Source organism: Streptomyces sp. NPDC007896 (assembly GCF_042959425.1).
Taxonomy (GTDB): domain Bacteria; phylum Actinomycetota; class Actinomycetes; order Streptomycetales; family Streptomycetaceae; genus Streptomyces.
Genome location: NZ_JBIBKX010000025.1, coordinates 1 through 26,761 on the forward strand (window position 1 = coordinate 1; position 26,761 = coordinate 26,761).

Consider the following 26,761-nt stretch of genomic DNA (forward strand, 5'->3'; position numbering starts at 1 on the left):
ATCGGCTACCTCGCGCCGGTCGCCTTCGAACAGAGATCAACTACGCCGGCCATCGCTGCATGACAACCGGTGTCCACGATCAAGGTGGAAACCCCGCTCGTGGTTCCCCCTTGCCTATGGCGTCGGTGTGACCGAGACGTTGCCCCCGGCCGTCGGCCGTCGGCCGTCGGTCAGCGGGTGTGGCGCCGGACGGCGTCGAGTAGCTGGTCGATGTCGTCGGCGCTGTGGGAGAAGGCGGTGACGAACCGGACGATCCCCGGTTCCCAGCGGTCGTGGTAGAAGGCGTAGCCCTCGGCGAGGAGTCCCTCGGTGGCCTGCTGGGGCAGGCGGCAGAAGAGGATGTTGGCCTGCGGTGTGGCCAGAAGACCGGTGCCGGGGATGGCCTTGAGGCCGTCCCCGAGCCGGGTGGCCATCGCGTTGGCCTGGCGGGCGTTGCGCAGCCACAGGCCGTCGGTGAGGTACGCGTCGATCTGGGCCGTCTGGAAGCGCATCTTGGAGGCGAGCTGGCCGGCGCGCTTGCCGCGGAAGGCGAGTTCGGCGGCGAGCGTGGGGTCGAAGGAGACGATGGCGTCGGCGGTCATCGCGCCGTTCTTGGTGGCGCCGAAGGACAGGACGTCGATGCCGGCCTTCCAGGTCATCTCGGCCGGGGTGGCGCCGAGATGGTCCAGGGCGTTGGCGAAGCGCGCGCCGTCCATGTGGACGCGCAGTCCCGCGTCCTTGGCGATGGCGGACAGGCGGCGGATCTCCTCCAGGGTGTAGACGCTGCCGCTCTCGGTGGCCTGGCTGATGCTCAGCGCGGACGGCTGCACGCTGTGCACGTCACCGGCCCGGCGGCGCACCGCCGCCTGCAGCGCTTCGGGGTCGATCTTGCTGTCGGGGCCCGGGACACCGACGAGCTTGGCGCCGTTGGTGAAGAACTCCGGAGCCCCGCATTCGTCGGTGTTGATGTGGCTGCCGGGGTGGGAGAGCACGCTGCCCCACGGCGGGGTGAGGGCGGCCAGGCTCAGGCCGTTGGCGGCGGACCCGGTGGAGACGGGGAAGACGTCGACGTCCCGCTCGAAGATCTCGCTGAGCCTGCGGCGGGCGCGGTCGGTGAAGGGGTCGTTGCCGTACGGCAGGACCTGCCCGGCGGCCGCGTCGGCCACCGCCCGCGCTATCTCAGGGGATGCCCCGGCCATGTTGTCGCTGATGAAGGCACGGCTGGAGGGGGTGGTGGCGATGGCGGTGCTCATGGAAGGTTCTTCCTTGGTACTCAGGTGCTGATGGGGGAGGCGAAGACGACGGTGATGTCCACTTCCTCGGCGCCGGTGCGGTAGAAGTGCGGGGCGTCCCCGGCGAAGGCGAGCATGTCGCCGGGGCCCAGATCCTGCGGGGCGTCGACGGGGCCGGCGGTGACGTGCCCGGTGGCGATGAGCAGGTGCTCGATCGTGCCGGTGGCGTGCGGGACGCCCGGCAGCTCCGTCTCGGGAGGGATACGCAGCCGCCAGATCTCCAGGCTGTTGCCGCTGCTGATGCGGCGCAGCAGCTCCCGGGAGACCTCGCCGGGCTCGATGTCCGTGCCGGGCCGGAAGACCGGCCCGGTGTCGGCGTCACGCGCCAGCAGGTCGGCGATCGGAATGCGCAGGGCGATCGCGATCGCGTCCAGGGTGTCGATCGTCGGATTGCCGTTGCCGGCCTCCAGCTGCGACAAGGTGGCCTTGCTGAGCCCGGCGCGCCGGGCCATCTCCGCGGCGCTCATACCGCGCTGCTGGCGGCGCAGGCGGATCTTCGCGCCGACCGCGGCTGCGGTACTGCTGACCGGCTGGCGGCCGGACGGAGGGGGCGTCATCAGCGGCTCCTGTGGGTTGCGGTGCAGGGCACGCGGATGCCGGCCCCAAAAGCCCCGACTGAATGAACCATGCGTTCACTATACCGAACCTCTTGGGCCTGGTGAACATATCGTTCGTTTTAGTGAACGACGTGATCGAGGGGAGGCGCGTCACCGGTGGCTCATGCACAAGACCCGTGCCAGCCGGCCGCTGTGCTGCGGTCGGCCGACACGGGTGCCCTTGCGGTTCGGTGCTCCGTCGGTCAGGAGCCGGGTAGGTCAGCCCGCCCAGATGCGCAGCCTGATCGTGCGGGCCTCGGGACGCAGGGCGAACTCGGGCCACACGTCCGGGCCGCATGACCGCGAACCGAGTCCGTGCTGCGCCGCGTCGATGGTCAGACGGCTCGTCGTCGAGGCGGGGAGCTCATACGGGTGTCCGGCCCGTGCGAGCTCCTGGGGCGTGTGGCGGCTGAGCGTGAAGCCGGGCCGCCGTCCGTGTGTGTCGGGCAGGGCCTCGACACGGAACACCTCCGCACCCGTGCTCGTGAGGGTCAGCCGACGCAGCCCGGACCGGTGTCCGGTCTCCTGGGGACGGGCGTAGTCGACCGAGAGGTCGTCGATGCCGGAGGAGAAACGGCCGGTGCGCGCCGCCCGCAGACTGTCGGGATACGACTCCGACGGGCCGAGCCCGAACCACTCGGCGCCGTCGACGGGTGCCGCGCCGTCGGGCAGGTCGAAGCGGATTCCGATCCGCGGCCACACCGTGGTCCAGCCGCTCGACGGCTGGATCTCCACGCGGAGTTCCAGCTCGCCGGCTTCCAGCGACCAGACGGACTCCACCATCACGAACAGGGCGGAGTTCGCCGCGGAGACCTTGTCGAGCGTGCGCAGCGCGTCCGCCTTGTCGTGGGGTCGCTCCACCGACACGCGACGTGCGGTCAGCCGGTCGAGACCGTCGCGACGCCACAGCTCGGCGTTGGACACCCCCGCGACACTCGCGTCGCTCTCCTCCACACCGTCCGACGGGCTCTCGTCGTTGTCGGTCGGGGCGCGGAACAACTCCAGCCGTGGCCCCGTCACGGCGCGGCCTGCGAGGCTCACGAGGGAACCGTCCACGAACTGGGCGGCCCCGAGAATCAGCGTTCCGGCGTCCGGTCGCCAGCCCGTCCGGTGCCGGACGGCGGGCACCGGGACGTCCGGCGAACGGTCCGACTGGACGGTGGCCACCACATGGCCCTCGGGGGCCCAGGGCGCGGCGGTCGCCAGGACCGCCTCGATCGTCAGCCATGTCTCGCCCTCGGGCGCCACCGGGACCGGCGGGAGGGACACCCACCCCGACTCGCCCGCCGCGACCACCGGGACCTCCAGGTCCCCGGCGTCCACAGGCGTTCCGTCGTGCTCGACTCGCCAGCGAAAGCGCAGGTCGGACGTGTCGGCCGAGTGCCGCAGGTTCGTCACCGCGACCTTGTCGCCGTCGAAGACGAAACGGACCGGCTGTACCACCGCCTTGTACTCGTACAGGCTGGGCGTCGGGACGTCGTCGCTCAGCAGCATGCCGTCCATCACGAAGTTGCCGTCGTGCACGACCTCCCCGAAGTCGCCTCCGTAGGCGTGGTACGGCGTGCCGTCCGGCGCCGTGGCCAGGATGCCGTGGTCGCGCCACTCCCAGACGAACCCGCCGTGCAGCCGCGGATGTTCGTGCACCAGCGCCTCGTACTGGTCGAGCGCACCCGGCCCGTTGCCCATGGCGTGGGCGTACTCGCACAGCAGGAACGGCTTGGCCCGCTGCCGCGCGCTCTGCGCGGGGGTGCAGTTCAGCAGCGGCGTGTCCGTGTCGTCCCTGCCGATGCGTTCGGTCTCCGGCACCGACGCGTACATGCGGGAGTACACGTCGGTGTACTCGCCGGTGTAGTCGCCCTCGTAGTGCACGGGGCGTTCGGCGTCCCGGGCGTGCACCCAGGCCGACATGGCGGCGAGGTTGCTACCGGTACCCGACTCGTTGCCGAGCGACCAGATCACGATGCTCGGGTGGTTCTTGTCCCGTTCGACCGTCCGCCGGATGCGGTCGAGGTACGCCTCCCGCCACGCCGGGTCGTCGCTCGGGTTGCCCGCCCAGCCGCCCTTTTCGAAGCCGTGCGTCTCCAGGTCGCATTCGAGCACGACCCAGAAGCCGAGTTCGTCGGCGAGGTCGAGCAGACGCGGATGCGGCGGGTAGTGGCTGGTGCGGATCGCGTTCACGTTGAACCGCTTCATACGGGCCAGGTCCTCGCGGGCGTGCTCCTCGTCGAAGACCCGGCCCCGCACGGGATGCGCCTCGTGGCGGTTGACCCCGTGGAACACGACACGACGGCCGTTGACCAGGAACCGGTCACCGCGGATCTCGACCGTCCGAAAGCCCACGCGCAGCGCGATGCTCTCCGCCGCCGTCGACACGGTGGCGTCGTACAGGCGGGGCCGCTCGGCCGACCAGGGTTCCACCTCGCCGGCGTCGACCGGCCTCACATCGGCCGCGGTCGCCCAGACCTGCTCGACGCCGAGTTCGGGGATGCGCAGGGTGACCGGGAACGCGGACGCCTCGGCGGTGATCTCCGCCTCGACACGCCCGCGGCCGTCGCGGAACCCGGTCCGCAGCCAGACGTCCTCGATGCCCCCGGCCGGCCGGGCGATCAGCGTGACGTCGCGGAAGATGCCCGGCAGCCACCACTGATCCTGGTCCTCGACGTAACTGGCCGCCGACCACTGATGCACCCGCACGGCGACGACGTTGTCGCCCGGACGCACCGCCCGCGTGACGTCGAACTCGTGGGCGAGCCGGCTGCCGCCGGCGCTGCCGATCTCGACACCGTTGACCCAGACCCGGAAGAGTGACTCGACACCGTCGAACCGCAGCACGATCCGCTCGGCGTCGGACCAGTCGGCGGGCATGGCGAAATGACGCCGGTAGTCGCCGGTGGGGTTCTCGTCCGGGACGTGGGGCGGGTCGATCGGGAACGGGAACTGGATGTTGGTGTAGATCGGCCGGCCATGGGCTCCGTCGCCCTCCAGCACCCAGTGGGAGGGCACCGGGATGCTCTCCCAGCCGTGGTCGTCGAATCCTTCGGCCGCGAAGTCCTGTGCCACCGACGCCGTGGGCGACAGCCGGAAACGCCAGGCTCCGTTCAGCGAGAGCGAGGGAGCGTCGGAGTCCAGCCACGAGCGTGCCGGGCGTAGCGCACCGCGCCCGGGTGTGGGGTCCGAAACGTACGCGGAAAGCTCGGAGGGCAAGAGGTCACAACTTTCTTGGTGGCAGTGGGGAGATTGTTTTTTTGGGTGGGCTAGCGGAGGACCACGGTGCGGATCTCCCAGGGGCCGAGGGCGAGTTCGAGGCCGTCGCCGGACGGTTCCGCCTGCGCGGAGAGCGGTCTGCCCAGCAGGTCGACCGTCGTCGCCTCCGTGAACGCGCCCGTCACCCGGACGACCGAGCCGGTGGCGCTCATCGCGGCCAGCCGCACCTCGGTTCCGGACCCGCGCCCGTCGTCGGTGACGCGGCGGACGCTGGAGACGAGGACATCCCTGCCGTCGACCCGGAGCCCGGTCGCGTCGCCCGGCAGGTCGCCTCCGCCGGGCGCGGTGCCGCGGGTGACGAGCACGTCGCCCCGGAACTCCTCGGCGAGGGCGACCGCGTCGGCCCCCTGCCAGCCGGTCGCGGAGGGCAGCACGGCGAAGCGGTTGGTGATCCGCATCCCGAGGTCCTGCGCACCCGGCGCGGGGATCTCGGTGGCAGCGGGCTCGTCACGCAGGGGGTGGATGTTGACGCTGATCGAGCCGATCGCGCGCAGCAGGGTGACGGCCAGTTCCGCACCGCCGTCGACGAGTTCGTACTCGCTGGAGTGGTCGAGCAGCACGGTCGCAGGTCCGGCCGACACGAACGAGCTCGCCGGGAAGGTCGGGAGCGGGTACTCGCCCCAGCCGCCCTCGGCGGTGAGCCCGCGCTCGGTCACGGCGAACTGCCCGGCGGACGCGGAGACGGCCACCGGCTCGGGCAGCGGCACGTGGAAACGCAGCCGGTGGTCGGCGGACTGGTTCAGGAACGACGTGGAGACCCGGACGAACGGCTCGCCCGCGCGCACCTCCACGAGCGTCTCCACCGGAGTCGCCACGGTCCGGTCGGCGCGCAGATCGCGGTCGGCGGAGAGCGCGGCGGGCCACGCGTAGACCCGGGTGACCCGCAGCCGGGAACGCAGCGGGCCGGATTCGAGGACGTCTACGGTCGTCTCCACGGGCTCCGACACGAGTACGTCCCGCGCCGGGGGCGCGTAGTTGTAGCTGTCGCCGCGGTCACCGCCGTCGACGAGGCGGCCGACGCCGCTCAGGACGGTGCCGTCGGCCCCGGTCACGGTCAGGGTGCCGTCGGCGGCGACCTCGACGTCGACCAGGCCGTTGGACACGCCCCGGGGCGTCGCCGTGGCGTTCGCGAGCGTGGACGACGGGGCGGCCGGCCACTCGCTCGGCGCGACCCGGAAGCTCGCCAGCCCGGAGGCCGGTACGTGCACGGGCACCAGCGCGGTCGCCCGCGCCTCCTCCAGGGTCAGCACCCGCCACTCGCCCGGGTGCGCGGCGGCCGCCTCGGCGACCTCGCGGCGCAGGATCAGCAGGTCGAACGGTCCGCTGGTGGGCACCTCGGCGAGGTGGAAGACGAGCGAGTTCGGGGTGAGTTCGTAGTGGTCGATCAGCCGGCCGAAGAGCTCGCGGCGGTGGATACGGCGCAGGACGCGTTCGAGCTGGGAGGCGTCCATGCGCTCGTCGCTCAGCACGGTCGGGGCCTGCGAGATCAACTGCACGGGGTGCGTCGAGCCGTCGGCGGCGGTCGCGACCAGGCCGGCTCCCGCCGGTGGTGCCACGACGTCCACCTCGACCAGCGCCATACGGGCGAACGGCAGCGGGTTGGCGACGAGGTGTGCGTCGCTCGGCACCCGGGCGGCGGGCTCGGCGAGCGCGGCGTCCCGCACGGCTCGTGCGGTCTGCGCGGCCTCGGCCAGGCGCGCGTCGACCTGGTCGCAGGTCTCGTCGGTGCCCGAGCCGACGACCGAGTCGTGCGCCGTCGACTCGATGATCTTGTGCCAGGCGAGCGACAGGAACGACGCGTCGTCCCGCCGGGACCACAGGGCGTTCACGCGCTCGGCGTGGTCGACGGTGCGCTCGGCGACGGCCATCCGCTGCTTGAGCCCGAGCCGCACGGAGAGTACGCCGGGCAGGATGTTGCCGCGGACATGGCTGCGCAGCTCGCCGGTGACGACGGCGGACACCTCGTCCCGCACGTGCTCGCGGATGTACTCGTCGAGTGTCGCGATCGTGATGGCGCGCTCGTCGTCGGAAGCGCGCCGCAGCCAGTCCGCGAGCCGCGGGTCGGGCGCGTTGTGGTCGGTGCCGGCCATCGCCAGCACCGGGTCACCGCCCCAGCGCGCGGCGGTCATCCGCGCGTAGTCGCCGAGGGCGCGGCCGATCCGGTCGGGCACCAGCAGGACGTCGAGACCGTTGTCGTAGCCGTCGAAGAGGAACTCGGTGCGCACCTCGGAGCCGTCCGGCGCGCGCCAGCGGAAGGCGTGGCCGTCGACGGAACCGGGCACACCGCGCCACAGTGCCGCGTGCTCGATCCCGGCGCGGGCGAGGATCTGCGGCATCTGCGCGATGTGGCCGAACATGTCCGGCAGATAGCCGACGGGCATCGCACCGCCCAGTCGCTCCGCCGCGGCCCAGCCCATCTGCAGGTTGCGTACGATCGTCTCGCCCGAGCAGAGGAACTCGTCGAGCAGGATCAGCCACGGTCCGATGGCGAGGCGGCCCTCGCGCACCAGCGCCACGAGGCGGTCGCGGTTCTCCGGCCGCATCTCCAGGTAGTCCTCGACCGCGGCCATCTGCCCGTCGACGGTGAACCGGAAGTCCGGGTTCGCCTCGGCCGTCTCCAGCACGGTGTCCAGGGCGGTGACGAGCCGGTGCCGGAACACCTGGAACGGCTCGTACCACTCCCTGTCCCAGTGGAAATGGGGCACGAAGACGGCGGAGTTCTGCATGGTGAGGGGGACCTTCTGTGCGGACGTGCGGGGGAGAGCGGTCACTTGAGGGAACCGGCGGCGAGCCCGGTGCGCCAGAACCGCTGGAGGAGGATGAACACGATGATCACGGGCACGATCGAAACCAGCGAGCCGGTGATCACGGACTCCTGGAGCAGCGGGGCCCGGGCGGTCTGGCCGTTCCACTCGTACAGGCCGAGCGTGATCGGGAACAGCGACTCCTTCTGGAGCATCACCATCGGCAGGAAGAAGTTGTTCCAGATGGCCACGAACTGGAACAGGAAGATGGTCACCAGGGCCGGAGTCATCAACCTGGACGACACCGAGAAGAACGTGCGGAACTCGCCCGCGCCGTCCAGCCGCGCCGACTCGATCAGCTCCTGCGGGACGGCGGCGTTGGCGAAGACGCGCGCCAGGTAGACACCGAACGGGCTGACGATGCTGGGCAGGAACACCGCGAGGTAGGTGTTGACGATCCCGGTCGCCGAGAAGAGCAGGAACAACGGCAGGGCGAGCGCGGTGGTCGGGACGAGGACACCGCCGAGGACGACGGAGAAGAGGAACTCCTTGCCCCGGAAGCGGAACTTGGCCAGCGCGTAGCCGCACAGGGCCGAGATCAGGGTGCCCACGGCCGCGCCCAGCACCGCGTAGATGACGGTGTTGAGGGCCCAGCGCCCGAAGATGCCGTCGCTGCGGGTGAACAGGACGCGCAGGTTCTCGAACAGGTTGAAGTGCGAGAACGCCAGCCCGTTGGTGGCGGCGAGGTCACCCTGCGGCTTCGTCGCCGCGACGATCAGGAAGTAGACCGGCAGCAGGAAGTAGACGGCCAGGAGGAACATCAGGGCCATGACGGCCGTACGGCTGCCCCGGCTCTCGCGGATCGTGGATGGGTTGCTCACAGTCCCGCCTTCTTCGAGGTGAGTCGCATGAACCCGAAGCTCAAGACGAAGGTGATGACGGCGATGACCACCGAAATGGCCGCGGCCTGCTGGTAGTTGTTCCCGGAGGCCACCGCGTACGCCAGCATGTTCGGGGTGAACGTGCTGGAGATGTTCGAGGAGATCTGACGCAGCACGGCCGGCTCGGCGTAGAGCTGGAGTGTGCCGATGATCGAGAACACCGTGGTCAGGACGATCGACGGGGCGATGATCGGGACCTTGATGCGCCATGCGATCGTCCAGTTGGTCGCGCCGTCGATCTTGGCGGCCTCGTAGAGCTCCTGCGGGATCGACTGGAGCGCCGAGTACATGATCAGCATGTTGTAGCCGGTCCAGAGCCAGGTGGAGACGTTCGCCGCCGACCACAGCACGGCGCCCGGACCGAGGAAGTCGGGGTGCAGGCCGATGCGCTGGAACAGGTCGACGACCGGGCTGAGCTGCGGCGAGTACAGGTACGACCACATGATCGCGGCGATGACGCCGGGCACGGCGTACGGCATGAACGCGGTGATACGGAAGAACGCCTTGAGCTTCAGCAGGGGCGTGTCCAGCAGCAGTGCCATGACCAGCGCGACGAACAGCATGACGGGCACCTGCACGATGCCGAACAGCCCGATGCGGCCGATGCTGTTCCAGAACTCGCTGTTCTGGAACACCTGCGTGTACTGGTCGAATGCGCCGAAAGTCGTGTACGAGGTCCCGTACTGCCCTCCGGTGCGGCGCACGACGCGGAAGCTCTGCCAGAGCGCGTAGCCGACGGGCACCAGGTAGAACAGCACGAACGGCAGGAAGAACGGGGTGAGGAACGCGATGACGGTGCCCGCCCGGGGGCCGCCGCCATTGAGACGGCGGCGGCCACCTGACGTCACCGCGCGAGGTGCGATGTCGGTCATTCCGTGGTCACTTGCCCGCCGTGGCCGGGATCGCCTGGGCCTTCATCGACTTCAGGGCGGCGGCCTGGGCGGCGGAGAGCGCGTCGGACAGCGTGCCGTCACCGGCCGCGGCCTTGGCCATCGCGTCCTGGAGGGCCAGGTTCACCGTCTTCTGGGCGGGGCCCCAGGCGAATTCGGTGTCGACCTTCTTGGACGAATCGGCGAAGACGTCGAAGATCTTCTCGTTGTTGTAGTACGGCACGCCCTTCGACAGCGCGGGCAGCTTGAGCCCCGCGTCGGCCGCCGGGTAGAGGCCGCCCAGCTGGTTCTCCAGCGCCAGCGCCTCCGGGTCGGAGTTCAGCCACGTGTTGAACTTGACCGACTCGTAGAGATGCTTGCTGCCCTTCATGAACGCGACGGTCGAACCGCCCCAGTCACCGGAGGCGCCGTTCGCGCCCCACGTCGGCATCGGCACGATCGACCACTTGCCGGCCTGCTTGGGCAGGTTGTCGCGGAACATGCTGTAGCCCCAGGCGGCGCCGACGTAGCTGGCGATCTGGTCCTTCTGGTACGCGGCGTACATCTGCGTCGAACCGTTGGCGAGGTCGGTGCGCACGAGCTTGCCGGCGATCAGCTTCTGCCAGTAGTCGGCGACCTGCTTGCTCTGGTCCGACGCGACGGTGACGTGCCACTTGTCGCCGGAGTAGCTGTACATCTGGGCGCTGTTCTGCCAGAGGAGCCCGTTGAACCATTCGGCGTTGTTCGGGTCGAAGAACGTGATGTCGAGGTTGGGGTCCGCCTTGTGCAGCTTCTGCGCGGCCGCCGCGTATTCGTCCCAGGTCGTGGGGATCGCGATGTCGTGCTTCTTGAAGATGTCACTGCGCACGAACAGGGCCATCGGGCCGGTGTCCTGCGGGAGGGCGAAGACGCCCGTGCCGCCGAAGCTGGTCTGGGACCAGGTCCACGGCACGAACTTCGACTTGGCCGCGGTGGCCGCCGAGCACGCCGAGGCGTCCACGAAGGCGTTCTGGGTGCGCAGGTTGGGGAGCTCGTCGTAGCCCACCTGAGCGAGGTCCGGCGCCTTGCCCGCCTTGAGGGCGTTGCCGAGGGTGCCGTACTGGTCGTTGGAGATGTTCTTCGTCTGGACCTGGACGTCCGGGTTCTTCTTGTTCCACAGGTCCACGACCTTGTCCATGCCCGGAACGGTGTTCCAGTACTGGAGGGTGACCTCCCCCTTGGCGGGGGTACAGGAGGCCGCGGACGCCTTGTCCGAGGGAGCGGGCGACGAGCACCCGGCGAGTACGACGAGAGTGGCTGCCGCGGCGACGGCGGCGAGACGGGTGCGCGTGACTCTCTTGCTCATGTTTTCCGTTCCAGAGAACGACTAGCGGCGGCGCTAGGCGGGTCGACGTTGACAGCTCAGGCGGGGAATGCCTTCTGGTTGGGATAGTCCGTGAGCGTTCACGTGAACGTTCACGGGAGCGCTCACGGGAGCGTGCTATGAATTGATTCGGAGTCTGCGCCGCGGCACGGCCGAGTGTCAAGACTCTTGAGTCGTCCATGGGTCCGGCAGGTTAAGGAGAGCACACATGACGCCGCTGACCACCGGTGATGGCCTGGCGCCACCGGCGAAGGCCTCACGACGGCCATGATCGTCGAGGGCCCGCGCAAAAGGTCGCACCATGGCTTCGGCCCGGTGCATACTCAGTGTCCCTACGGCGCGCCGGCGTCGGCACAGGTACGGAGGTAGTGATGGCGTCGTCGGGGACCGGACCCCGCAGAGTGACGATTCACGATGTGGCCCGGACCGCCGGAGTGTCCCGGCAGACGGTGTCGCGGGCGCTCAACGACAAGGGCGAGATCGACGTCACCACCAAGCAGCGCGTCCTCGACGCGGCGCTCGCGCTGGGGTACCGCCCCAGCAGGTTCGCCAGGGGGCTCGTGCGGCAGGACACCATCAGCGTCGGGCTGGTGATCCCCGACCTGCTCAACCCGTTCTTCACCGAGGTCGCCGCGGCCGCTCTGGACGCGGCGCGGTCCCGTGGCTGGCACGTCGTCGTCTACGACACCGGTGACCGCATCGAGGAGGAGCGCGGCACGCTCCAGGTGATCGCCTCCCAGGTGGACGCCGTGGTCGGCTATCTGAGCCAGCCCGAGGACGAGATCGACAAACTGGCACGCGGGCTTCCCGTGGTACTCATCGACCGGGAGCACCGCACCGAACGGTTCAGTTCCATCCGGATCGACGGCGAGAAGGGCGTCCGCGCGGCCATCGCGCACCTCGTCGAGGCCGGGCACCGGCACATCGGCATGCTCGACCACGCGGGCAGGTCCGAGCCCAGCATCCGCCACGCCTGGTTCGCCGACGCGATGGCCGCCTGCGGGCTCGACGCCGGCCCGGTGAGCCGCGCCGACCAGAGCGTGGAGGGCGGGGAGAGCGCGCTGAAGGTCCTGCTCACCGAGCACCCGGACGTGACAGCCGTGTTCGCCTTCAACGACATCGTCGCCATAGGCGCGCTGCGCGGAGCGCGCCGGCTCGGACGCGCGGTTCCTCGCGACCTCGCGGTGATCGGCTTCGACGGCCTCCAGCTGGGGGCGCTCGTCGAGCCGCCGCTGTCCACCGTGGCCCTGGACACGCGGGCGCTCGGCGCGCTTGTCGTGGAACAGACGGCCCGGCTGCTGACCGGCGAGGATCCGCTCGGCCAGGACGAACTGGTGGTGGGGGCGGAGCTGAGGCTGCGTGAGTCCGCGTAGGCCGTGTTCGGAGGCAGTGGCGTTGCCTCTGCCTCTGCCTTTGCCCGGGCCGCCGGCGGCCCAGGCGTTGAGACGAAGTGCGCACACGGACTCATCGCTCGCATGTCTTTCGACGGAGCATGAACGCTGCTGTCAGCCGCGGGCCATGGCGATGGAGCTCGAGAGCCGTTCCCCTGCTTCGTAGATCATGTAGGGCACGCCCCCGTCGGTGCCGAACGAGGGGGCGGCAGCGCGACCGTTCTCAGGTGCGCTGCTGCGGGAGTTGTAGAAGACTCCAAGGTGGTTACGCCTGCTGAAGTCGTTGCCCACCTCCGTGATCATCAGGTCGCCGCCACTCTCCTTGTCCTTGTTGTAGACGACGTAGGTGCTGTTGTCGCGGTACAGCAGATGCGGCCCGCCGACGTTGACGGCACTGACGTCGGAGTGGCGGATCAGGGGCTGTTGGTCGTAGGTCCAGCTGCGCCCGTCGGCCGACCAACCCCAGTGGATGTCACGGTGGTCGGTGGTGTTGTTCAGCATGAAGACCATGACGTAGTGGGCGCCGCGAGAGGGCAGCTCGTGCGGGAAGACACGGGCGTACGACGTCTCGGTGGTGCCGCTCGGCAGCATCGACGTGGACAGGACGACCTTGTCGTAAGTGAAGTTGATGCCGTCCTTCGAGCGGGCCAGGCGCGTGGTGGTGTTCTCGCCGTGGAAGTACAGCCACAGCTCTTTTGTGCTCGCGTGCCACATCACGTGCGGGGACGCGACGTGGCTGACGGAGTAGTGGGGCTGCCAGTTGTTGGCGACGATCGGGTTGTTCGGGTATTCCGTGAAGGGCCCTTCCAGGGAGTCGCCGTAGGCCAGGCAGATGCCGCCGGGCGCGTTGTGCGGCCCGTAGTACAGGTAGCTCGTCGCCCAGGGCGTGGCGGCCGACGGGGTACGACATCGTTGTCGGACTCGGCCGCGACGGGCCGGTGGTCGGTGAGGACGGTCAGGCGTCCGGCCGCCCGGTGGGGCGCGAGCATGGCCTCCAGCACGGCCAGCGCCACCCGTGGCTCGTGGCAGAGCTTGCTGACCCGTCCGGCGCCCGGGTTGAGGTCCGTGAGCGCCAGCGCCTCCGAGCGCATCGGGTACCACTGCCGGTAGAACTGCCTGATGCCCTCGCGCAGTCGGCGGTACGAGGTCGTCGTCCCGAACTGCTCGACCCACGGGTGCTCGTCGGGCGGTACGGCCTGCGAGGTGAGCTGTCCGCCGATCCAGTCGGTCTCCTCGGTGAGCACGACGCTGCGTCCGGCCCGGCAGGCGGCGAGTGCGGCGGCCACGCCGCCGAGTCCACCGCCGACGATGAGTATGTCCGCTTCCGGTATCACGCTTCTCCTTGCTGGGTGTTCTCGGCCACGGAGGTGCGATCGTGCGGTGGTCAGCCCTGCTTCGGCGGCCTCCCCGTGGTCGCACCGGGCCGGAAGACACAGGCGACCAGGGGTTCGTCGGCCTCCACGCCGGCGACGCGGGCGGCGAGGAGCCGGACCGCCGCCGCGCCCAACTCGGGCCGGGGGATGTCGAATCCGGTGGCCTGCGGACCGTCGGCGAGATCGCCGGGCGGACTGCCGAGCAGGGCGAGCGACAGGTCGTCGGGGCAGGTGAGGCCGGCCTCGTCGACGGCCCGGCACAGCGCACGCCAAGCGGCCCCGGTGTCGGTCTCCTCCGCGACGAACGCGGTGACGCCCTCGGCCAGCCAGTGGCGCAGTCGCCCGGGGGTGAGGTCGCCCTCGGAGTCGGCCGAGCGGAAGACGGCCTCGGGCCCGCCCGCGAGCCCGGCAGCCTCCAGCCCTTCCAGGAAGCCCTGTTGCCGGTCCGTCGACGCCGGAGCGTCGTCGTCCTCGCGGACCAGCACGATGCGCCGGTGCCCCAGAGCCGCCAGATGGGCGACGACCTCGCCACTCGCGCTGACGTAGTCGGCGCCCACCCACGGCAGCCCTTCGAGTTCGTCGCGGCGCCCGAGGTGCACGACCGGGAAGCCGTCGGCGACCATCCGCTTCAACTCGGCTACCGGAGCGTGCCGACCGAGGAAGAGACAGCCGTCGGCGAGTCGCACCCTGCTCAGCGCGTCGGGCCCCGACGCCCCCGCGCCTCCGGAACTCGAGCCCGTGAAGAGCACCAGGTCGTAGCCGCGCGCGGCGGCCTCCTGCTCCACGCCGACGAGAAAGGGGTAGTACGAGTGCTGCACGTCGGTGGGGAACGTGGCCGTGAAGCTGAACACGCCGAGCAGGTTGTTGCGGGCCGCGGCCAGCCGCTGCGCGGCGGGGTCCGGTACGTAGCCGAGGCTGCGGGCCGCGTCGAGCACCCGCTGCCGTGTCTCGTCCGAAATCGCCGAGCCCTGCCCCTTGTCCGACAGCACGAGCGACACCGTGGCCTGGGAGACCCCGGCCAGTCGGGCGACCTCCGCCTGCCGCGGCCGGGGCGTGCGTCCCGCCGCCGCGGGGGTACGACCGCGCCGGGACCGCTTCTTGGGCTGCTCCACCATGCTCCTCACCCGGCCGGGCACGACCGCCGTGCACGATACTGATGTGTATCAGTAATGCGCATAAGTAATGCGTATGAATGAGTACTGTGGGCGCCCTGCCGGCGTCGGTCAAGACTCCTGACGGGACTTCATGCCGTGGGTGAGTACGCGGTTGATCAATTGCCACCCGCACGATCGTCCTGGGAGCGGATGGGCTCGTGCTCTGGGGAGCCGTGACCGGCGGCCAGGTTGTGCTCGACCTGTTCGAGTCCTTCCAACAGTGTCTTTTGCTGCGCGGGTGTCATCCGGGCGGTCGTGATCGCTTCGAGTTGCGCCCACAGCTGCTCCACCGAGCGTCGCAGTCCGTTGCCGGCGGCGGTGGTCTCCACCAGCGTGGCTCGCCCGTCGTTCGGGTCGGGTCGGCGGCGGACGAACCCGGCTCGCTCGAGGCGTTGCACGGTGCGGGTCATGGCGGCCGAGTCCGTGTCGAAGACCACGGCGAGGTCCGCCTGCCGCTGGGGTCCGGTGTCCCACAGGTGCATCAGGAGCAGTTCGTGGCCGGGGTGCAGTCCGACGGCCCGGAACAACTGCCTTGCCTGCATGACGTGCAGCCGTGTTACCCGGATCAGGGCGTTGCTGATGGGGCCGCTGCCGGCAGCGGTGGCGGAGGGGGCGCCTCCCCGTCCGGGCTGTCGTGAAGTCATGGATCATCCTACTGTGCTGCGGCTTCGGACCGGTTCGCGACGGCCGGCGGGCACCGCTGCGCGGTGAGGGGTCACCGCCGGGTGAGGAGCGCCATGTCGTTCTGGTCGAGGGTGATGCGCGCGGCCTCCATGTTCTGTCGCAGGTGGCTGAGAGAAGCGGTGCCGGGGATCTGCACGATCGAGGGGGACCGAGCCAGCCCCCAGGCGATGGCCACCTGGAAAGGGGTGGCCCCGTGACGTTCCGCGACGTCGAGCAGGTCACCATCGTCCAGTGGGCTGTGGCCGCCACCCAGCGCGAAGAACGGCATGAAGGCTATGCCGGCTCGCGCGCACTCGTCGACCAGCGCGGCGTCGCTCTGCTCCAGGACGCCGAAGCGGTTCTGAACGGCGGCGACCGGCGCGATCGAACGGGCCTCGGCGAGTTGTTCACTGGTGACGTTGCTGACGCCCAGATGCCGGATCAGTCCCTCGTCGCGCAGTTCGGCAAGGACGGCGAAGCGGTCGCCGAGCGGAGCGGAGGTGAGCACCCGCAGGTAGACGAGGTCGAGGATGTCGAGGCCGAGTTCGGTCAGGTTGCGCTTGACCTCCGTTCGCAGCTGGGCGGGGCCGGCCTCGCCGTGCATCTCCCCGCTCGGCAGGCGCATCGGACCGACTTTGGTGGCGATCGACAGGTCGGCGGTGTAGGGGTGGAGCGCCGTGCGCAGGATGTCGTTGGCGCGGTTGTCGCCGGTGAAGTAGAAGGCCGCGGTGTCGATGTGGCACGCGCCGAGTTCGACGGCGAGACGTGCGACTGCCACTGCGGTCGCGCGATCGCTCGCGGGGCCGCCCCAGCGGCCGGGGAGCTGCATCGCCCCGAAACCGAGGCGGGGGACGGTGAGCGTGCCGCCCAGCCGGAACGTGCTCTGCGGCGGGTCGGCGGGGGGTGTGGGCGTACGCATCAGCTGGTCTCCAAGTCGAATCGGTGTGAGTCGCTGCCGCGGCGATGGAGCGTTCCGCGTGGTTCTTGGTCTCGTGTCGACCATATTACTGTCTGGGACATATAGATGCCGCCGATGGGTTGATGCTCCGTGGGTGTCGGCTTCGGCCGCCCAGATCTCTCCACCTCCATGGAATAGATCCATGATGTCGAGCATTATCCTGTCCAGGACAGCTAATGGGTGGGTCGAGCCAGGAGTGATCTCGTGCCGCCACCCATGAGTTTGTTTCTCGTCCCGTTCAAGATCATCCGTAACCGATGTGAGGTACAGCGATGAAGGCAATCCAGATGACCGAGCAGGGCGGCCCTGAGGTGCTGCGGCAGGTAGAGCTCCCTGATCCGCAGCCGGGGCCCGGCCAGGTACTGATCCGCGTGGAGTCCGCTGCGGTCAATTTCTCCGACGTCATGCGCCGCCGCGGCGATGTCTACCCGGTGGCCACGCCGTCGCCCTTCGTGCCGGGTGCCGAGGTGGCGGGCGCCGTCGTCGCCCTTGGGCCCGGCGTGGATGGCCCGGCGGTCGGTACCAAGGTGTTCGGCAGCGTCGGTGCCGACGGCTCCGGCGGATACGCGGAGCTGGCGCTTGCCTACGCCCCGAGCCTGATCCCGATTCCTGAAGGGCTCGACTCCGACGCCGCGGCCGGCATCGTCGTCTCGGGACTGGCGGCGACCGTCATCCTCACCGAGCTCATCGAGCTCCGAAAAGGCCAGAGCGTCTTCATCCCCGCCGCGGCCGGGGGTGTCGGCCAGTACGCCGTGCAGATCGCGAAGCTTTTGGGCGCCGACACGGTGATCGCCGGCGCCAGCACTCCGGCCAAGCGTCAGATCGCACTCGACCTCGGGGCCGACCACGCCGTCGACTACACCCAGGACGACTGGCCGGAAGAGGTGCGGGAACTGACGGGCGGTGTCGGGGTGGACGGCGCGCTGGAGATGTCGGGCCCGGCCCGCCTGGCCCAGACGCTGCGCGCCCTGGCCCCGTTCGGACGTCTGGTCGTCCTGGGCTCGGTCAGTGGAACCACCGAGGGCCTGGACCCGGCCGCACTGGCTCCGCTGCTGTACGACCCGGCTCCCAGCCAGTCCCTGATCGGCTTCAACCTGGGCATCTGGTTCGAGCACCGGCTGCCGGAGGCGGGCAAGGCGCTGCACCGCCTGGTGGGATGGGTCGCTTCGGGCGAGGTGCGCACACCGGCCACTCAACCGCTGCCCCTCGCCGAGGCAGCCGAGGCCCACCGTCTTCTGGAGACCGGCCAGACCACGGGCAAGCTCATCCTCAAGCCCTGAACCGCCGGGCCGCCCCGTCGCTGCGACCGGCTCCGGCCGTATCGACCGGGTCGGCCCCCGCTCCTCCGTACGGGGAAGTTGTGCATGACCATCGCCAATGCGTCTGCCTGTCTTCGGCAGCGATCATGACGCGGTTCCGAGGCTGCGCTCTATGTCGCGGCCGCGGTTGTCGGCGGCCTGCCCGGCGGTCAGGACAAGCGCGAGCGGCCGGCGGCGTCGGTGGGTCGCGAGGTGGAACATGCTGGTCAGGCCACCGCGGGACCGCCCGAGGAGGGCGATCTTCAGGCGGGCCTTGCGGCGTCGGCGCAGGCGCCGCCGCTCGGCCCGTCCCGGCTCGCCTTCACCGTCCTGTGCGTTCTTCATGCGGGTGCGGGTGCGGGTGCGGGTGCGGGTGCGGGTGCGGGTGCGGGTCGCGGAGCGGGGAGCGGGGATGGTCGGGGAGGCACTGCTCCGACAGTTCCGGGCCGTCGGGACGCGCACGGGTGCGACAGCGACAGGCTGAGGCGTTCGTGGGGCCGCCGGACGGGTCCAGGCCGATTGCCTAGGTCTCGTCGACAGCAGGAACCGCCCGCTGCTGATCGCGGGTGGCCGCCCAGGTGGTCAGCAGGCGCAGGCCGTCTTCGGAGGCGGTGCCGACTTCGGCGCCGTAGGCGAGGAGAGTCAGGCCGGTGTCGGCGACGAGTTCCATCGCTTCGAAGGTGAGGTGGAGGGTGCCGACGGCGGGATGGCGGAGGTGTTTGACGCCGGTGGCGTGGCGGCGTACGTCGTGGCGGGCCCAGCGGGCGCGGAAGTCCTCGCTACGGGTGGACAGTTCACCGATCAGGGCGGTCAGGTCCGTGTCGAAGGGGTCCCGGCCGGCCTGGGTGTGCAGCAGGGCCACGGCGTCGTCCGCGGCGTGGTCCCAGTTGTCCCAGAAGTCGTGGGAGCGGGCGTCGAGGAAGATGAACCGGGCGTGGTTGGGAGGCCGCGTTGTGGTGTCGTGGAGCGGCGCGAACAGGGCCCGGCCGAGTGCGTTGCTCGCCAGCACGTCCGTGCGGCCGTTGATGACGAGTGCCGGGGTGTCGGTCATCGCGTCGAGGAGCCGCTGGACGTTGGGGCGCACTCCTTGCGGATACGCCTGTTTGCGGCGTCGGCGCGGACTTGTTCTGGCGGCGCGGGCCAGGTCGTAGAGGTGGGCCCGCTCGGTGTCGTCCAGACGCAGGGCGCGGGCGAGCGCGTCCAGGACGGTGTCGGACACCCCTGCGAGGTTCCCTCGTTCCAGGCGGGCGCAGTACTCGACGCTGACCCCGGCGAGCTGGGCGGCCTCCGCGCGGTGCAGCCCGGGAACCCGGCGGGCGCCGTAGCTGGGCAGTCCCGCCTGGTCGGGGGTGATCCTGGCCCGGCGGGAGGTCAGGAACTCGCGGATCTCGCTGCGGTGGTCCATGCCTTCCAGGCCAGGTAGCCGCAGAGCTCGGTGGGGTGCCCTGCCAGGGCGCGTTTCAGCAGTGACCCCCTCGTTCGCCGATGCGCCGATTGCATGGTGGTCTGCCCGCGCATTGCACGGTTTCGGACCGGCTCTGCGGGCTTTCACCTCGATCAGGGGAGCGGTGGCCTCACGGCCACTCTCCCGGACAGATCAGCGAAGGACATCACCGTGCAGAACGTCACCTTCATCAACGCCGGCAACACCATGGCCGGGAACCTCTACCTCCCGGACGGCTTCTCCGAGGGCCGGTCGTACCTGGCGATCGTGTCCGTCCACCCCGGCGGCGGCGTCAAGGAGCAGACGGCCGGCCTCTACGCCGGAAAGCTCGCCCGCGAGGGCTTCGTCACCCTCGCCTTCGACGCCTCCCACCAGGGCGAGAGCGGCGGCCGGCCCCGCCATCTCGAAAACCCCGCTTCCCGGGTCGAAGACATCCGGTCCGCCGTGGACTACCTGTCCACTCTCGGCTACGTCGACGCCGGCCGCATCGGCGTCCTGGGCATCTGTGCCGGCGCCGGTTACGCGGTCAACGCCACGATGACCGACCGCCGGATCAAGGCCGTTGGCACCGTCAGCCCGATCGACATCGGCGCGGCCTACCGCCTGGGCTGGGACGGCTCCGAGCCCGTCGCCGCCCACCTCGCCACCCTCGACGCGGTGGCAAAGCAGCGCGCCGCCGAGGCCCAGGGCGCCGACGCCGCCCACGTGCCGTACGTGCCCGAGACCGTGGACGAGACAACCGTCCCCGACATGGCCGAGGCCCACGACTACTACCGCACACCCCGCGCCCGGCACCCCCGCTCCGACAACCGCATGCTGTTCACCAGCGTCGCCAACATCTACCTTCGACGCGTTCCACCAGGTCGAGACGCTGCTGACCCAGCCGCTGCTCATGGTCGCCGGCGGCAAGGCCGGCTCCCTGTGGCAGGCCGAGCAGCTGCTGCCGCGGGTGAACAGCCCCAAGGAGCTGGCCGTCATCGACGGCGCCGGACACGTCTCCCTCTACGACGTCCCCGAATACGTCGATCAGGTGACGACCCACCTGTCACCGATCTTCACGAAGTACCTCTGACCCGGCGGCGAGTCACCGGGGTTGGCGCCGCCACCGCAGCGCATCACAGCGTCGCGGTCGTCTCCGTCCCGGACGCGCTGCCCGCGAGCCACTGGTCCCATCCCAGGTTGAAGTCGGCGTAGCCGTTGTCGGCCGGGGCCTTGGCACGGGGCGAGCCGGTGATGGTGACGGGGTCACCCTGCTTGACCTGGCCGTAGAACCACTTGGCGTCGGACATGGACAGGTGGACGCAGCCGTGCGAGCCGCGGGCGCTGCCGCTGCCCGGATTCGGGTCGCCGGTCGAGTAGTGCACGTACGTGCCGGACTGGGTCAGGTGGATGTCCCAGGGCAGCGTCAGGTCGTAGTAGTTGGGGCTGCCCTTGTCGCAGCTGATGCCGACGCTGCAGGAGGTCATGTGGACCTTCTCCTGCTTGTCGATGACGGCCATCGTGCCGTTCCACGTCGGATACTCGGCGCTGCCCGCATTGATCGACAGGGTGCGCACCGCCTTGCCGTTCCGGGTCACCTTCATGGTGTGTCCCGTCACCGAGACATCCGCGCGCACGTCGTCGCCGATCTGGAAGGCGTGTGTGTAGTTACGCACGCCGTAGCGTCCGTTGCCGTTGCTGACGCCGTTCATGTCAGCGTCGATCTTCACCTTCGTGCCGGAGGGCCAGTACGTCTTCGGTCGCCAGTCGGCGCGCCTGTCGCCGAACCAGTGCCAGGCGCCGGCGACCGGCTGCGAGGCGCTCACCTTCATGTGCTTCTCCACCGTGGCCCGTGCCTTTGCCGCCACCGGGTTGGTGAAGACCACCGAGATCGGCATGGCCACGCCGACCGTGGCTCCCGCCTGTGGGGTGATCGTCTCCAGCAGCATCGGCGGGCCCGCGGGCTTCGTCGGTGACGGAGAGGCGCTCGCACTCGGCTTTCCCGACGCCTTTGCGTCGTCCCCGCCCGCCTTGTCACTGCTGCCTCCGCCGCAGGCACTCGTGCCCACCAGCATCACACCTGTGACGAGTGCGATCCCTATGCCGCCCTTGCGCCGTCCCACGACGTGCCCCGCTCTCTCGCTTCTTCGGCCCTGACGGGGCCCGACTCCTTGTCAGACAGCGACGGGATGGGCGGCAGTTGCGTGCGTCGTGTAAAGCGTGTCTCAAGTCTCGGTGCGTACCGACGGATCAGGGACGATAAGGGGTCGACTCTCTGGGTGGCGGGTGAAGATTTGATCATTCCTAGACTGCCGCGCGCGGGAGAGTGCGAGCCCCCGCTGGGTACTGTCGTCAACGCATCCACCTGCGGGAGCACTGTGGCGGCGTGAGGTGGCGGAGGCGGCCACGCAGTGTTCCGGCGCCAGGCTTTGACCGGACGTGGTTCCGCTCGATCACAGGCCCCCCACCCCGAGGTTCAACCGCATTGTCGGGCGTGAGAGGCGCGCCCGTCCGAGACAGGAGCCGTAGTGGCAGTGAAGATACCGAGACCGCGAGCCACTGTTGCCGCCTGCGCGGCGGCAACGGCGGCCGCACTTGCGGTGGGCACCGCTCTGCCCGCCGGCGCCGTCGGATACACGGCGTCGGCGGGCCCATGGGGCCCCGCGGTCAGCCTGACCGGTGCCGACGGTCAGCAGAGCCTGATCGACGTCCAGGTGGCCGGGGACGGTACGGCATTCGCCCTGTGGCGCAACAAGGCGGCCGGCGCCACTACTTGGGACATTCAGGCCGTCGTCAGGCCCGCGGGCAGCGACAAGTGGGCTGCTCCCCATACTCTGTTCACCAGCGGCAACGCCACCGCCCCGGCCGTGCTGACGGTGACCGCCGACGGGCACGCCGAGGCGGCCTGGACGACCGGCACCTACACCGACGGCTCGCTGGCCGCCGTCTCGGCCGGCTGGGACCCGGCGACGGCTCGGTGGTCGGATCCGATCACGCTCACGGCCTACGCCGGACTGGACCTGTCGATGCCCCAGCTGGCCGCGGCGGCGGACGGCACCGTCACCGCCGTATGGGACCAGGGCGACGCATTCTGGAACTACGAGGCGATGACCGCCACGCTCGCCCCCGGCGCGACGGCCTGGTCGGCGCCTCACCGTCTGGGGTCCTTCTCCGACGGCTCCATCGAGCAGTTCTCACTCGCGGTGGCTCCCGATGGAGCGGCCACGACGGTCTGGGACGCCTGGGACAGGACCAGTGACTCCCATGTCGATTCCATCGTGACCCGGGCCACTCCCGGTGGAGACTGGAGCAGCCCAGCCGCCCTGCCCGGCGCGGACGCCAAGTCCACCGACGTGGAGGTGTCGATGGCGGCGAACGGCGCCACCACCGTGCTGTGGCAGAGCGCCACCAACGGGGTCGAGAGGCTGAAGTCCCTCAGCAGGCCCTCCCCTACCAGCAGTTGGGGGGCCGTCCAGACCGCCGCGCCGGTCGTTCAGGACAACGACGACAGCGGTCCACTCGTGGCACCGAACGGGGATGTCACCTACGTGTGGGCGGGCTGGACCGGCAGCGCAGGGATGCCGATCGTCCAGGCCGTCACCCGCAGCGCGAGCACCGGCGCCTGGTCCGCGCCGAAGACGCTCTCCACCGGCTACGTCGACTGGCAGGTGGACGCGTCCATCGGCGCGGACGGGACCGTACAGGTCGTATGGCCACAGACACCCGGCACCGACAACGGCGACGACCACTACCTGGAGTGGGCCGTCCGGGCCGGCGGCACCTGGAGCAAGGCCACCGCGCTCAACAGCACGCCGGTCGCCGCCGTCCCCGACATGTACGCCCTGACGGCCGAGGTGGCGGCCGGACCGGACGGCCGGGCCACCGTGCTGGAGCGGACGGCCGTCTACGTCCCCGGGTCCGCCGACCGCTACACGTCCCGCGTGTGGAGCCGGTCGCAGAGCCTGCTGACCAAGCCGAACATCACCACGAAGGCCACGGTGACCGGGACCGCCCGTACCGGTTCCAAGCTGACGTGCTCCGCGGCCTGGTCCGGCTTCAACACGACAGACGCGTGGTCATGGCTGCGTGACGGCAGGACCATCTCCGGCGCCACTGGCACAACCCGCACCCTGACCTCGGACGACTACACCCACAAGATCTCGTGCAAGGTCACGGTCAGCAACGGCGCTGGTTCAGTCAACTCCACGTCACCAGCCGCCACGGTCACCGTCGGCCCATCCCTGAAGGCCACCAAGGCGCCCTCCCGCAGCGGCACCGCCAAGGTCGGTTACAGGCTGACGGTCGCCCACGGCACCTGGTCGCCGACAGCCACCTCGTACTCCTACTCCTGGAAACGCAACGGCAAGACCATCACTGGTGCCACCCAGTCCACCTACGTGCTGGTGAAGGCCGACAAGGGCCAGAAGATCACCGTGAAGGTGACCGCCCATCGCCACGGCTGGACCGACGGATCGGCCACCACCGCATCGGTCACGGTGCACTGAGGGGACCCGCCCCCGGCCGCACGCACGCCGCACTGGTCGGGGGCCACTGGAGGGCCTACTGAGCTTCAAACACTGTCCGTATCTTCGTCTCGGGTCGTGTCAGGGGGCTCATCGGCTGGTGTGCGGGCTCTCAAGTCCCGCACCATCTCCGGTACGCGCCACGGACACGAGAACCCCTGCCCGCGCTCACCAAATGATGTCGCGTGGACGGTCGTCTCCCCTCAGGATGACGGCCATGCAGTGCATCGAGTTCCTGAACTACCCGATCAGCGAGCAGCCGTCGGACCTCCAGTGGGGCTTCCGTGTCGACGGCACGGATCTACGCGTGTACGCCGCCGAGGCCACTCGCGGCCTCTGGCGCCAGGAGAGCGAGAATGAGGGCCCGGAAGAGGAGGAACGCTTCCTGCTCGCCCAGCACGGCGGCCTCGGTCTGTCCGAGATCGACGACCCCGTACGCCATTTCCTCGGTGACCCGGTCCCGGAGTTCGCCGATCCCTCCACCGGCACCACACCGGTCCTGGGCTGCTCCTGCGGTCTGTGGGGCTGCTGGCCCCTGCTGACGGTCATGACCACCACTCCCGGGACCGTCACCTGGTCATCCTTCCGGCAGCCCTTCCGTAAGGAGTGGGGGGAGCTTGCCATGGGCCCGTACGTCTTCGCCCGCCCTGCCTACGAGGCCGCGCTCGCAGAGCCGGTGCGCCTCGCCGCGGATCCGCTGCGAACGCTGGAAGAAAAGACGCCGTGACCCGCGGTCGGGGCAGACGTACAGGGAGGCACATCCCACCGCCGGCTGGACACCTGCGACGTCGGCGAGGCCATTCGGTGACCTCGACGCCGTCGCGGGTGACGGGGACTTGGGGTACTTCCTTGCTCGCGGCTTCGAGATCGTGCTCGCCGACTGCTGGACGCGCTGATACCGATGCCCTGGAACAGCGGCTGGCCGAGGGCGGGCCGGGGGCCGACGCGACGGAACTCGCCCGGCCGGCCGCCGCGACGGCCCGGACCGCAGCCGACGCGAGGACATCCATGCAGGCCCGACGCGGCCGCCAGAGCTACACCGGTGAGCGCAGTATCGGCTCGCCGGATCCGGGCGCGATGGCGGTCGCGGTCATCGCGGAGCGCGTCGCCGCCCAATGGGGCGCACACGACTGACGGCGGGCGACGGACCTGGCTCCCGGACCGCTTCCCGGCATCCGGGACCGGCACGACGAAGGAGTGACGGGATGAAGGAGTGACGGGATGAAGAAGTTCGTCAACGACCCGAAGGACTACGTTGCGGAGATGCTGGAGGGGCTGGCCCTGACCAACCCCGACACGCTGAAGTACGTCCCCGAGTCCAACCTGATCATGCGCGCCGACGCCCCGCAGGAGAACCAAGGTCTCCATCGTGCAGGGCTCCGGGTCCGGTCACGAGCCGGCGCATGTGATGACCGTCGGCAAGGGGATGCTCGACGCGGCCTGTCCCGGCGATGTGTTCGCCGCGCCGCCGGCCGACTTCGTCTACGAGACGGTCAAGCTGGTCACGTTCCCGAAGGGCGTTCTGCTGCTGGTCAACAACTACACCGGGGACCGGATGGCCTTCGAGATGGCCGAGGAGCCTGACCGCGACCGCCATCGCGCCCGGATCATCCGCGGTCGCCGGATAACGCACATTGAGTGCCTTTCTGCCATCAGGTGTCGGCTCGACCCATTCCGCTGAACGGCCGGGGCCGGCTCTGCGGGACGTCCCTCACGAACACGATGCCGTCGCTGTCCGCCAGGTGGGCCGGGTCAAGCGGGGCGTAGCCGAACCAGGGGGAGACGCGGGGCGCGGGCCGCGTCTCGCCGAGGGTGGTGGCCAGCCGCGGGGCGTCGATGACGCAGCGGTCCTCCGGGAGCGCGTACAGGAGTCCTTCCACGGTGTCCGGCGGCGGCGTGTCCACTCCCTGGTGCCGGATCGTGCCGAGGGCCGTGGCCACGAAGGCGTACTCCTCGCCGAGCCGGGCGCTCACCAGCGCACCGGCGCTCCACCACTCCAGCGGCATGCCGCCCATTCGCATCGAGCTCTTGGTCCGTTGGAGATGGGAGTTGTGGGCGTGGACGAGTGCCGGGCCCCGTTCGGCGACCGCGAGGAGATTGTGGGCCATCATCTGGTCCCGGACGCCCACCAGCCGGGTCATGCGGGCCGGTGAGGTGTCGGCCATCCAGTGGTGGTAGCGCAGCAGGCCGGTCGCGGTGCGCCCGTACAGGCGCGCCCGGTCCCAGTCGTCCCTCGAGGTCGTCACGAGCAGGTGCGGCGTCTGCTGGTCGAGCAGTGCCACCAGATCGTCGGCGAGCAGCCGCAGTTGGCCGGCCTCGGCCGACTGCCCCGTGGACTGGGCCGGGTCCATCATCGCGGCGGGATCGGTCCACCGGTCATCGGTGCCGAGCAGGCGGTCGAGTGTGTCCGCGGTGCAGGGGAGCAGGTCCGCGTCCACCCGGGCCGAGAGGTAGCCGTGGAGTGCGGTGAGGGACTGCCGGGGGCTCGCGGCGTGGGTGATCTCCAGCGGGCCGTCGAAACCGGCGAAGCGGAGCCGCTCGGACGCGGGTCGGCCGTCGCTGTCGGCGCGGACGTTGTAGGCGCGCATCCAGCGCACGAGCTCGCGGTTGGCCGCGAAGGTGCCCCAGCCGTGGCTGATTCCCTGCTCCATGACTTCGTCGAGGGTGCCCGTGCCCGAGGTGACGTGGTCGTCGACGACCAGGCCCATCATGCAGTCGCTCTCGATCGTGATCGTCCGGTAGCCCTCCTGCTCGACAAGCTGCCGGAAGAGCTCGTTGCGCAGGTCGAGCAGAGCGTTCTCGCCGTGGGTGGGCTCGCCCAGGGCGAGCAGCCGGGGCCGGGCCGGGAGCAGCCTCATGACGGCGGCGGCCTCGACGGCTTGGGCGGTGTCCTTGATGTCAGTGGCCATGCCTTCAACGCTATCGTTGAA

General features: G+C 70.0%; 20 protein-coding genes and 3 pseudogenes. 7 read left to right on the forward strand and 16 right to left on the reverse strand.

Annotated features, from left to right (window positions below; genetic code table 11):
• Positions 1 to 170: 170 nt before the first annotated feature.
• The 7 genes from ACFZDJ_RS48295 to ACFZDJ_RS48325 form a co-directional block, all read right to left on the reverse strand.
• Positions 171 to 1,232, reverse strand: a complete 1,062-nt coding sequence (locus ACFZDJ_RS48295; RefSeq protein ID WP_391069117.1) for a beta-eliminating lyase-related protein — start codon at positions 1,230 to 1,232, stop codon at positions 171 to 173.
• Between the two features lie 20 nt (positions 1,233 to 1,252).
• Positions 1,253 to 1,828 carry a helix-turn-helix domain-containing protein gene (locus ACFZDJ_RS48300; protein ID WP_095856990.1) on the reverse strand — a complete coding sequence of 192 codons (576 nt, stop codon included), beginning with the start codon at positions 1,826 to 1,828 and terminating at the stop codon, positions 1,253 to 1,255.
• A 258-nt stretch (positions 1,829 to 2,086) separates the two neighbouring features.
• A complete protein-coding gene (locus ACFZDJ_RS48305; RefSeq protein WP_391069119.1) occupies positions 2,087 to 5,071 on the reverse strand; it encodes a glycoside hydrolase family 2 TIM barrel-domain containing protein in 2,985 nt (994 codons plus the stop codon).
• Positions 5,072 to 5,121: 50 nt separating this feature from the next.
• Positions 5,122 to 7,857, reverse strand: a complete 2,736-nt coding sequence (locus ACFZDJ_RS48310; protein WP_391069359.1) for an alpha-mannosidase — start codon at positions 7,855 to 7,857, stop codon at positions 5,122 to 5,124.
• Between the two features lie 41 nt (positions 7,858 to 7,898).
• Positions 7,899 to 8,705 (reverse strand): carbohydrate ABC transporter permease, encoded by an 807-nt coding sequence (locus tag ACFZDJ_RS48315; RefSeq protein ID WP_248297627.1) that lies wholly within the window; start codon positions 8,703 to 8,705, stop codon positions 7,899 to 7,901.
• A 47-nt stretch (positions 8,706 to 8,752) separates the two neighbouring features.
• Positions 8,753 to 9,688 (reverse strand): ABC transporter permease subunit, encoded by a 936-nt coding sequence (locus tag ACFZDJ_RS48320; protein ID WP_390941400.1) that lies wholly within the window; start codon positions 9,686 to 9,688, stop codon positions 8,753 to 8,755.
• 7 nt (positions 9,689 to 9,695) lie between these two features.
• The gene (locus tag ACFZDJ_RS48325; protein WP_391069122.1) at positions 9,696 to 11,030 is read right to left on the reverse strand and encodes an ABC transporter substrate-binding protein; all 1,335 of its coding nucleotides are present in this window, start codon (positions 11,028 to 11,030) and stop codon (positions 9,696 to 9,698) included.
• Between the two features lie 389 nt (positions 11,031 to 11,419).
• On the opposite strand from ACFZDJ_RS48325, the gene ACFZDJ_RS48330 reads away from it, so the two are divergent.
• Positions 11,420 to 12,421, forward strand: coding sequence for a LacI family DNA-binding transcriptional regulator (locus tag ACFZDJ_RS48330; protein ID WP_384921002.1), 1,002 nt, complete (start codon positions 11,420 to 11,422; stop codon positions 12,419 to 12,421).
• Between the two features lie 132 nt (positions 12,422 to 12,553).
• Here the strand turns inward: ACFZDJ_RS48330 and ACFZDJ_RS48335 are convergent, their stop codons facing one another.
• The 5 genes and pseudogenes from ACFZDJ_RS48335 to ACFZDJ_RS48355 all read right to left on the reverse strand — a co-directional run bounded on the left by ACFZDJ_RS48335 (position 12,554) and on the right by ACFZDJ_RS48355 (position 16,548).
• On the reverse strand, positions 12,554 to 13,468 hold the full coding sequence (locus tag ACFZDJ_RS48335; RefSeq protein ID WP_391069360.1) for a hypothetical protein: 915 nt from the start codon (positions 13,466 to 13,468) through the stop codon (positions 12,554 to 12,556).
• Positions 13,408 to 13,773 (reverse strand): annotated as a pseudogene (locus tag ACFZDJ_RS48340) (FAD-dependent oxidoreductase); the annotation flags it as partial. The gene ACFZDJ_RS48335 and the pseudogene ACFZDJ_RS48340, both read right to left, overlap by 61 nt.
• Before the next feature lie 50 nt (positions 13,774 to 13,823).
• Positions 13,824 to 14,927: a substrate-binding domain-containing protein gene (locus tag ACFZDJ_RS48345; RefSeq protein WP_391069125.1), complete on the reverse strand. Its 1,104-nt coding sequence runs from the start codon at positions 14,925 to 14,927 to the stop codon at positions 13,824 to 13,826.
• 155 nt (positions 14,928 to 15,082) lie between these two features.
• Positions 15,083 to 15,610, reverse strand: a complete 528-nt coding sequence (locus tag ACFZDJ_RS48350; RefSeq protein WP_390941412.1) for a MarR family transcriptional regulator — start codon at positions 15,608 to 15,610, stop codon at positions 15,083 to 15,085.
• Positions 15,611 to 15,681: 71 nt separating this feature from the next.
• Positions 15,682 to 16,548 (reverse strand): oxidoreductase, encoded by an 867-nt coding sequence (locus ACFZDJ_RS48355; RefSeq protein ID WP_391069127.1) that lies wholly within the window; start codon positions 16,546 to 16,548, stop codon positions 15,682 to 15,684.
• A gap of 311 nt (positions 16,549 to 16,859) precedes the next feature.
• Between ACFZDJ_RS48355 and ACFZDJ_RS48360 the strand changes: the two genes are divergently transcribed.
• A complete protein-coding gene (locus tag ACFZDJ_RS48360) occupies positions 16,860 to 17,867 on the forward strand; it encodes a zinc-binding dehydrogenase (RefSeq protein ID WP_391069130.1) in 1,008 nt (335 codons plus the stop codon).
• Positions 17,868 to 18,032: 165 nt separating this feature from the next.
• Here the strand turns inward: ACFZDJ_RS48360 and ACFZDJ_RS48365 are convergent.
• Both ACFZDJ_RS48365 and ACFZDJ_RS48370 read right to left on the reverse strand, forming a co-directional pair.
• Positions 18,033 to 18,197 (reverse strand): annotated as a pseudogene (locus tag ACFZDJ_RS48365) (IS5/IS1182 family transposase); the annotation flags it as partial.
• 211 nt (positions 18,198 to 18,408) lie between these two features.
• Positions 18,409 to 19,290 (reverse strand): helix-turn-helix domain-containing protein, encoded by an 882-nt coding sequence (locus ACFZDJ_RS48370; protein WP_391069133.1) that lies wholly within the window; start codon positions 19,288 to 19,290, stop codon positions 18,409 to 18,411.
• A gap of 210 nt (positions 19,291 to 19,500) precedes the next feature.
• Between ACFZDJ_RS48370 and ACFZDJ_RS48375 the strand changes: the two genes are divergently transcribed.
• Complete coding sequence (locus tag ACFZDJ_RS48375) at positions 19,501 to 20,523, forward strand: dienelactone hydrolase family protein (protein WP_391069135.1); 1,023 nt, start codon at positions 19,501 to 19,503, stop codon at positions 20,521 to 20,523.
• Here the strand turns inward: ACFZDJ_RS48375 and ACFZDJ_RS48380 are convergent.
• Positions 20,445 to 21,383 (reverse strand): Ig-like domain-containing protein, encoded by a 939-nt coding sequence (locus tag ACFZDJ_RS48380; protein WP_391069362.1) that lies wholly within the window; start codon positions 21,381 to 21,383, stop codon positions 20,445 to 20,447. The genes ACFZDJ_RS48375 and ACFZDJ_RS48380 overlap by 79 nt on opposite strands.
• A 459-nt stretch (positions 21,384 to 21,842) precedes the next feature.
• Here ACFZDJ_RS48380 and ACFZDJ_RS48385 point away from each other — a divergent pair, with 459 nt between their 5' ends.
• The 4 genes and pseudogenes from ACFZDJ_RS48385 to ACFZDJ_RS48400 form a co-directional block, all read left to right on the forward strand.
• Positions 21,843 to 23,813, forward strand: a complete 1,971-nt coding sequence (locus ACFZDJ_RS48385) for a hypothetical protein (RefSeq protein WP_391069138.1) — start codon at positions 21,843 to 21,845, stop codon at positions 23,811 to 23,813.
• A gap of 235 nt (positions 23,814 to 24,048) precedes the next feature.
• Positions 24,049 to 24,558 (forward strand): hypothetical protein, encoded by a 510-nt coding sequence (locus tag ACFZDJ_RS48390; protein ID WP_391069141.1) that lies wholly within the window; start codon positions 24,049 to 24,051, stop codon positions 24,556 to 24,558.
• 98 nt (positions 24,559 to 24,656) lie between these two features.
• Positions 24,657 to 24,965 (forward strand): DAK2 domain-containing protein, encoded by a 309-nt coding sequence (locus tag ACFZDJ_RS48395; protein WP_391069144.1) that lies wholly within the window; start codon positions 24,657 to 24,659, stop codon positions 24,963 to 24,965.
• Positions 24,966 to 25,188: 223 nt separating this feature from the next.
• Positions 25,189 to 25,512 (forward strand): annotated as a pseudogene (locus ACFZDJ_RS48400) (dihydroxyacetone kinase subunit DhaK); the annotation flags it as partial.
• Here ACFZDJ_RS48400 and ACFZDJ_RS48405 read toward each other — a convergent pair.
• Positions 25,484 to 26,740 (reverse strand): erythromycin esterase family protein, encoded by a 1,257-nt coding sequence (locus ACFZDJ_RS48405; RefSeq protein WP_391069147.1) that lies wholly within the window; start codon positions 26,738 to 26,740, stop codon positions 25,484 to 25,486. The pseudogene ACFZDJ_RS48400 and the gene ACFZDJ_RS48405 overlap by 29 nt on opposite strands.
• Positions 26,741 to 26,761 lie beyond the last annotated feature (21 nt).

Excerpts from the sequence above, each read along its gene's own strand:
- ACFZDJ_RS48295 (WP_391069117.1), bottom strand. The coding sequence starts at position 1,232 with ATGAGCACCGCCATCGCCACCACCCCCTCCAGCCGTGCCTTCATCAGC.
- ACFZDJ_RS48300 (WP_095856990.1), bottom strand. The coding sequence starts at position 1,828 with ATGACGCCCCCTCCGTCCGGCCGCCAGCCGGTCAGCAGTACCGCAGCC.
- ACFZDJ_RS48310 (WP_391069359.1), bottom strand. The coding sequence starts at position 7,857 with ATGCAGAACTCCGCCGTCTTCGTGCCCCATTTCCACTGGGACAGGGAG.
- ACFZDJ_RS48315 (WP_248297627.1), bottom strand. The coding sequence starts at position 8,705 with ATGGCCCTGATGTTCCTCCTGGCCGTCTACTTCCTGCTGCCGGTCTAC.
- ACFZDJ_RS48320 (WP_390941400.1), bottom strand. The coding sequence starts at position 9,688 with ATGACCGACATCGCACCTCGCGCGGTGACGTCAGGTGGCCGCCGCCGT.
- ACFZDJ_RS48325 (WP_391069122.1), bottom strand. The coding sequence starts at position 11,030 with ATGAGCAAGAGAGTCACGCGCACCCGTCTCGCCGCCGTCGCCGCGGCA.
- ACFZDJ_RS48330 (WP_384921002.1), top strand. The coding sequence starts at position 11,420 with ATGGCGTCGTCGGGGACCGGACCCCGCAGAGTGACGATTCACGATGTG.
- ACFZDJ_RS48345 (WP_391069125.1), bottom strand. The coding sequence starts at position 14,927 with ATGGTGGAGCAGCCCAAGAAGCGGTCCCGGCGCGGTCGTACCCCCGCG.
- ACFZDJ_RS48350 (WP_390941412.1), bottom strand. The coding sequence starts at position 15,610 with ATGACTTCACGACAGCCCGGACGGGGAGGCGCCCCCTCCGCCACCGCT.
- ACFZDJ_RS48355 (WP_391069127.1), bottom strand. The coding sequence starts at position 16,548 with ATGCGTACGCCCACACCCCCCGCCGACCCGCCGCAGAGCACGTTCCGG.
- ACFZDJ_RS48360 (WP_391069130.1), top strand. The coding sequence starts at position 16,860 with ATGAAGGCAATCCAGATGACCGAGCAGGGCGGCCCTGAGGTGCTGCGG.
- ACFZDJ_RS48370 (WP_391069133.1), bottom strand. The coding sequence starts at position 19,290 with ATGGACCACCGCAGCGAGATCCGCGAGTTCCTGACCTCCCGCCGGGCC.
- ACFZDJ_RS48380 (WP_391069362.1), bottom strand. The coding sequence starts at position 21,383 with ATGCTGGTGGGCACGAGTGCCTGCGGCGGAGGCAGCAGTGACAAGGCG.
- ACFZDJ_RS48390 (WP_391069141.1), top strand. The coding sequence starts at position 24,049 with ATGCAGTGCATCGAGTTCCTGAACTACCCGATCAGCGAGCAGCCGTCG.
- ACFZDJ_RS48405 (WP_391069147.1), bottom strand. The coding sequence starts at position 26,740 with ATGGCCACTGACATCAAGGACACCGCCCAAGCCGTCGAGGCCGCCGCC.